This window comes from Dietzia cercidiphylli (genome assembly GCF_014145145.1).
Classification (GTDB): domain Bacteria; phylum Actinomycetota; class Actinomycetes; order Mycobacteriales; family Mycobacteriaceae; genus Dietzia; species Dietzia natronolimnaea.
Window position 1 is genome coordinate 1 of record NZ_JAALEA010000320.1, and the last position, 5745, is coordinate 5745.

General features: G+C 70.0%; 4 protein-coding genes and 1 pseudogene. 3 read left to right on the forward strand and 2 right to left on the reverse strand.

What is annotated here, in order from left to right:
* Positions 1-164: 164 nt before the first annotated feature.
* Entirely contained in the window at positions 165-1637 is a 1473-nt protein-coding gene (gndA, locus tag G6028_RS11620) for an NADP-dependent phosphogluconate dehydrogenase (RefSeq protein ID WP_179525228.1), read from the reverse strand.
* A gap of 296 nt (positions 1638-1933) precedes the next feature.
* Between gndA and G6028_RS11625 the strand changes: the two genes are divergently transcribed.
* Positions 1934-2698: a hypothetical protein gene (locus G6028_RS11625; RefSeq protein ID WP_182616261.1), complete on the forward strand. Its 765-nt coding sequence runs from the start codon at positions 1934-1936 to the stop codon at positions 2696-2698.
* A gap of 119 nt (positions 2699-2817) precedes the next feature.
* Positions 2818-3234 (forward strand): PaaI family thioesterase, encoded by a 417-nt coding sequence (locus G6028_RS11630; RefSeq protein ID WP_179525230.1) that lies wholly within the window; start codon positions 2818-2820, stop codon positions 3232-3234.
* A gap of 145 nt (positions 3235-3379) precedes the next feature.
* Here G6028_RS11630 and G6028_RS11635 read toward each other — a convergent pair whose 3' ends face one another.
* On the reverse strand, positions 3380-4804 hold the full coding sequence (locus G6028_RS11635) for an NAD(P)/FAD-dependent oxidoreductase (RefSeq protein ID WP_179525231.1): 1425 nt from the start codon (positions 4802-4804) through the stop codon (positions 3380-3382).
* 224 nt (positions 4805-5028) lie between these two features.
* Between G6028_RS11635 and G6028_RS11640 the strand changes: the two are divergent.
* A pseudogene (locus tag G6028_RS11640) lies at positions 5029-5745 on the forward strand (class I SAM-dependent methyltransferase); the annotation flags it as partial.

Here is a 5745-nt window from a genome sequence, read left to right on the forward strand (position 1 = left end):
CGGCGCGACCGCGAGGAGGTCGCGGCCCGCGACGGCGTCGTCGAGCGCGGCGATCTGGATCGCGCTCGCCGGGCCGTCGACGACGGTGGAGACGGCGTGTCTGACCGGGACCGCGACGCCGAGCCCGGCGAGTAGACGGCCCAGATCGGTCCGAGCCGGCCCGGTCAGGCCCGCACCTCCGTACGGTCGCCGCTCCACTGAGTGTGGAAGCTGCCCTCGCGGTCGGTCCGCAGGTACGTGTGGGCGCCGAAGAAGTCGCGCTGTCCCTGGATGAGCGCGGCGGGCAGTCGTTCGGTCCGGAGCCCGTCGTAGTAGGCCAGGGCCGCCGAGAACCCGGGCGCCGGGATACCCGCGGTCACCGCCGTGGTGACGACGCGCCGCCAGCTGTCGACGCAGTCGGCGAGCGCCTCGGCGAAGTAGGGGGCGGCCAGGAGAGTGGGGAGATCGGCGTTCTCCGCATAGGCCTCGCGGATGCGGTCGAGGAAGGTGGCGCGGATGATGCATCCCCCACGCCAGATCGTGGCCAGGTCGCCCCTCGCCACATCCCACCCGTACTCGGCGGTGGCAGCGGTGATCTGGTCGAATCCCTGAGCGTAGGCGATGACCTTCGACGCGTAGAGCGCGCGCCGGACGTCCTCGATGAACTCTGGGCCGGTGCCGCTCGGGGTCGACACCGCGCCGGAGGGCAGCGCGCGGCCCGCCTCGCGCTGCGGTACCGAACTGGACAGGGCGCGGGCGAAGACGGCCTCGGCGATACCGGTCACCGGGACTCCCAGATCCAGTGCGGACTTGACCGTCCAGCGGCCGGTGCCCTTCTGGCCCGCGCGGTCGACGATCACGTCGACCAGGGGATACCCGGTCTCGGCGTCCACCTGGGCGAGCACCTCCGCGGTGATCTCGATCAGGTAGGAGTCGAGTTCGCCGGTGTTCCACTCGCGGAACACCTCGGCCATGGCCGCCGGCTCGATCCCCGCCACACCGCGGAGGAGGTGGTACGCCTCGCCGATGAGCTGCATGTCCGAGTACTCGATCCCGTTGTGCACCATCTTCACGAAGTGGCCGGAGCCGTCCTCGCCGATGTGGGTGCAGCACGCGGTCCCGTCGACCTTGGCGGAGATGTCCTCGAGCATGGGCCCGACGACCTCGTAGCTGGAGGCCGGGCCACCCGGCATGATGGACGGGCCCTCGAGGGCGCCCTCCTCGCCGCCGGAGATCCCGGCGCCGATGAACCGGATCCCGCGGTCGGCCATCGCCTTCTCCCGGCGGATGGTGTCGGTGTAGAGGGAATTGCCCCCGTCGATGATGATGTCGCCCTCGTCGAACGCCTCGGCGAGGGCGTCGATCACCGCGTCGGTGGGTGCTCCGGCCTGAACCATGACGAGCGCACGTCGCGGCGACCGGAGTGCGGCGGCGAACTCCTCGATGGTCTCGGTGCGGACGAAGTCCCCGTCCCGGCCGTGCTCGTCCAGGAGAGCGTCGGTCTTGCCGGCGGAGCGGTTGTGTACGGCGACCGTGTACCCGTGGCGGGCGAAGTTCCGTGCGATGTTCGAGCCCATCACGGCGAGTCCGGTGACTCCGATGTCGGCGGTCCCGTTGGTGTCTGAGGTCGGCTGCGCGTCCTCGCGCTCAGTACTCATGTGTCTCAGAGTAGTCCACGGGTTCCCGGGCAGTGGACCTGCATCGATGGGGGAGACGGGCCGTCCGGCGGGCATCCGCGAACCTGAGTGTTTGCTGACAGGTCAGTGGTGCACTGAGTGCAACGATTGCCGGAACCGGTCCGAAATCCTTGGTTGTACGAGGTGGTGTGTTGTATCACTTATTACCGGGCCGGGACACCGGTGCACCCGCGGAACGGGGGGAAACGCGCCGCGGTGTGGCGCCGGTGTGCAGGCGGCCCGAGTGAGAAGTGATCAGCGAGGGGGAAGCAGCAGACATGACCAGCTCCATGCTGCCCACACAGATCGTGGGTACGCGCACGGTGTTCGACGACACGGTCGAGATACTCGCCGGGTTCAGACCGGGATACCCGAAGTTCTACTCGATCGCGGATCTCGGTACCCAGTCCCGCCGCCGGTGGGTTCCGCTGGAGCGTGCGGTGGACGGCGGACGTGTCGAGACGATGTTCCGCAACTACTTCGCGGAGTCCGGGGACATCCGGTTCTCGACGTACCTCGTCGCCGACGCGTTCGCCCACGGGGTGATCGGCCGGGCGGTCGCGAGCTTCGTCACCATCGGCCGGGTGTGGGACACGGGTGCGGAGAACCTCGCGGTCCGCACCGACATCGAGGGAGGGCTCGACTGGGCGGGCGTCCGGGACACCACCTTGCGACTGCTCTGTGATGATCCGTCCGCGGGTTCGCCGGGGACCGTTGTCCTGCCGTGCGAGCAGGCCCTCGCGCAGTGGCTCGCCTGCCGGTCACGCATGACCCTGAGTCCGGTGTTCGACGATCTCTCCCGCGTGAGCAACTGCAGCGTCGACACCCTGTGGTCGGTGGTCGGGGAGTGCGTGCTGGGTGCCGCGACGATCGTCCCGACCTTCGCCGACACGAGTGCGGAGACCGGATACCGCCGCGGACAGCTGGTGCTGCAGGCGCTCCACGACTCCGGCCTGGCGGTACGGCGGCGCAGCGCCCTTCCGCGAACGCCCGGATCGGGACCGATCCCGGTGCGCGACAGGGGTTGGCGCTCGGTCCGCTGATCCCGCCTGACCCCGCCTGACCCCGCCTGACCCCGCATGGCTCGCCTCCGCGGACGCGCAGGCGCGGTAGCGTCTGTACCCGAATCGCCCGGACGGCCCGGGCCGGGAGAAGAGGTCCGATGTCCGACGCGGTCGAGAACGAGTTCATCCAACTGATCCGGGGACGGTCCGGAACCGGTTTCGGCGGCGGGATCGGCATCGACTACCGGGAGATCACTCCCGACAGGGTCGTGGTCTCGGTCGACATCGCGCCGCACCTGCACCAGCCCTACGGGATCGTCCACGGCGGCGTCTACTGTGCCATCGCCGAGGAGGTCGCGAGTGTGGCGGGCGCGGTGTGGCTCGGTGGTGAGGGCAAGGTGGTCGGGGTCAACAACTCGACCGACTTCCTGCGGGCCGTCACCGAGGGCACGCTCACGGCGACAGGTACCCCCGTGCACCGGGGACGCAGCCAGCAGCTGTGGCGTGTCGAGATCACCGATGACGAGGGGCGACTCGCTGCCGTGGGTCAGGTCCGGCTGGCGAACCTCCAGTAGGCCCGGTCGCCGGGCGAGAAGCCCTGTCCGGCCCGGGGCGCGCGGCGACAACCGGGGCAGAACTGCGAGAGCGCCCGGCGGGATGTCCCGCCGGGCGCTCGTCCCGGAACCGATCGACTCGCCGAACCGGCTGAGTCGTCGCGCCTCAGTCGCCGATCGACGTGGTCTCCACGGCCCGGTCGCGGGCCTCCTCCGCCGAGCGGGCCTTCTCATGGGCCGCCACGCGCTCGATGGCCTGTCGACCGTAGACCCACTGTTGCGTGGAGGTCAGCTGGGAGCGGTGGTCACCGCCCATGTGCATTCCCCAGGAGAACATGGTGGTCAGGCGGTTCTTGAACCCGATGAGGTACGCGAGGTGCACCACGAGCCACATCACCCAGGCGATGAAGCCGGAGATCTCCAGCCTGCCCACCTTCACCACCGCGCTGTAACGCGACACGGTGGCCATGGAGCCCTTGTCGAAGTACTTGAACGGCGGTCGCTCGGCGGGGGACCTGCCCTTCTCGACCTCGGCCATGATCTGTTTCGCGGCGTACTTGCCGCCCTGGATGGCGACCTGTGCGACGCCGGGGAGCTTGTCGAGACTCATCATGTCGCCGACGACGAAGATCTCGGGGTGCCCGGGCAGCGAGAGATCCTTCTGCACCAGGACCCGTCCCGCGCGATCGATCTCGGCCTCCGTCTGGTCGGCGAGCATCTTGCCGAGCGTGCTGGCCTGGACGCCCGCGGACCAGATCTTGCAGGTGGCGTCGATCCGGCGGACCGAACCGTCCGGGTCCTTCACCTCGATCCCGCGCTGGTCCACATCGGTGACCATGGCGTTGAGCTGGATCTCGACGCCCATCTTCTCGAGCCGGGCCCGAGCCGCGTTGCCCAGTTTGTTGCCGAACGGCGGGAGGACGGCGGGGGCCGCGTCCAGGAGGATCACCCGGGCGGAGGCGGGATCGATACGGCGGAAGGTGTTCTTCAGGGTGTGCTGGGCCAGCTCCGCGACCTGCCCGGCCATCTCGACACCGGTCGGTCCCGCGCCCACGATGATGAACGTGAGGAGGCGGCGGCGCTCCTCGTCGTCCTCGGTGACCTCCGCCTGCTCGAAGCAGCCGAGGATCCGGCTGCGCAGTTCGAGGGCGTCGTCGACGGTCTTCATGCCGGGGGCCCAGCGTTCGAAGTGGTCGTTGCCGAAGTACGACTGATTGGCGCCGGCGGCCACGATGAGGCTGTCGTACTCGAGGTCGAACTTGATGTGACCTGCCGAGGCGTAGACCGTCTTGGCGGCCACGTCGATCTTGTTGACGTCACCGAGGATGCAGGTGACGTTCTTCTGATCGCGCAGGATGAGCCGGGTGGGCGGGGCGATCTCGCCCACCGAGAGGATGCCGGTCGCGACCTGGTAGAGAAGCGGCTGGAAGAGGTGGTGCCCGGTCTTGGCGACCAGGGTCACGTCCACATCCGCCTTCTTCAGTTGCTGGGCCGCGAAGAGCCCGCCGAAGCCGGACCCGATGATGACGACTCGGTGCCGGCGTCCGGCCGGTGCGGTGGCGGTGACCTGGTCGTGTGCGGGCTCGGTCATGGCGGCTCCTGGTGAAGGTGAGACTGTCGTGGTGAGCGCGGGGCTCGCCGATCGGGTCCCCGGGCGGGTCACGCGCGGGAACGAGTCCCCAGGGTAGTGGTATGCGGTAGCCGGTGCACACGTAGTGGGCTCGCCGCGGTGAACGCTCCCCCCGTCGCGCCTGACCCGCCCGGGCGACGTGCGGCGGTACCGTCCCACTGACGACACCCCTGAGGAGGGACCCGGTGGTCAGACTCGAACCGCAGACCGTCGACCTCGATCGTTGGCCCGCGCTCGCGGAGCCGGACGGGATGGGCGGACAGGCCGCGGGGGAGGTCGCCCAGGCCCTGAGGAGGTCGACCAGGGACCTCGGTCTGAGGATCGACTACCCGGATTCGACGGCGGCGGGCGAGTACGACGCCCCCGTCCGAGTGGTCCTGCGGGAGCCCGAGCGCTTCTGGGCGCGCCTCGCGTCCGCCGGGGTGCTCGGCCTGGGAGAGTCCTACATGGCCGGTGAGTGGACGACCACCGACCTCGGCGCGGCCATAGGAACCCTCGGCCCGTGGATCGCGGGGAACTCCGACTGCGCCCACCCGGGTGAACGAGCCTACGGGCGCGATGGTCGCGGGAGCCCCGGTGGTGGGCGACGGCGCGGGGGACCGGTGGTGGTGGAGCTCGAGGATTCCGTTCCCGGTGCGCTCACCTCCCTCTACACCGACGAGACGATGTCGACGGCGGGCGCCGTGTTCGCCTCCGGTGCACGCACCCGTGCACGGATGGAGGACGGGACCGACGTGGTCCACCTCGAGGTCCCGGCGTCGCCCCCCCGGCGCAACGACCTGGGGGACGCCCAACGGCGGTCGGCCGACACGCTGCTCACCCTTGCCGGCGTCGGGGCCGGCACCCGGGCCCTCGTCGCCACTCCCGGGTGGGGTGAGTTGCCGATGCGGGCCGCCGAGCGC

Excerpts from the sequence above, each read along its gene's own strand:
- gndA (WP_179525228.1), bottom strand. The coding sequence starts at position 1,637 with ATGAGTACTGAGCGCGAGGACGCGCAGCCGACCTCAGACACCAACGGG.
- G6028_RS11625 (WP_182616261.1), top strand. The coding sequence starts at position 1,934 with ATGACCAGCTCCATGCTGCCCACACAGATCGTGGGTACGCGCACGGTG.
- G6028_RS11630 (WP_179525230.1), top strand. The coding sequence starts at position 2,818 with ATGTCCGACGCGGTCGAGAACGAGTTCATCCAACTGATCCGGGGACGG.
- G6028_RS11635 (WP_179525231.1), bottom strand. The coding sequence starts at position 4,804 with ATGACCGAGCCCGCACACGACCAGGTCACCGCCACCGCACCGGCCGGA.